Origin of the sequence: Lyngbya aestuarii BL J (assembly GCF_000478195.2) — a bacterium.
GTDB lineage: Bacteria > Cyanobacteriota > Cyanobacteriia > Cyanobacteriales > Microcoleaceae > Capilliphycus > Capilliphycus aestuarii.
In genome coordinates, this window is the sequence record NZ_AUZM01000399.1 from 1 (window position 1) to 352 (window position 352).

Sequence of the window (352 nt, forward strand, 5' to 3'; positions counted from 1 at the left end):
TTACTCTTGAGATGCTGAACATATTACACTCCATCCTTGAAGAATTACTTCATAAGTGGGATTGTAAATTAATTGAATTTAACGGGGAAGACAATCATGTTCATCTTCTTTTTCAGTACCATCGGTGACATTGCTTTAAGTAATTTGGTTAATAATCTCAAATCTGTAACGTCTCGAAAGCTTAGACAAGAATTTTCCGACCACTTAAATTCTTTTTACTGGAAAGATGTTTTATGGAATGGCTCTTACTTTGTTGCTAGTTGTGGTGGAATAACTATTTCAACTCGGCGACAATATATCGAAAATCAGAACAAACCTAATTCCGATAAACCCTGACCGCAATTCATCTCAC

General features: G+C 34.9%; 2 protein-coding genes. Both read left to right on the forward strand.

From position 1 onward, the window contains the following. Positions 1–11 precede the first annotated feature (11 nt). Positions 12–128 (forward strand): transposase, encoded by a 117-nt coding sequence (locus M595_RS33080; protein WP_375339258.1) that lies wholly within the window; start codon positions 12–14, stop codon positions 126–128. After that, positions 97–336, forward strand: a complete 240-nt coding sequence (locus M595_RS28680; protein ID WP_023067852.1) for an IS200/IS605 family transposase — start codon at positions 97–99, stop codon at positions 334–336. The genes M595_RS33080 and M595_RS28680 overlap by 32 nt, the downstream gene beginning before the upstream one ends. Positions 337–352 lie beyond the last annotated feature (16 nt).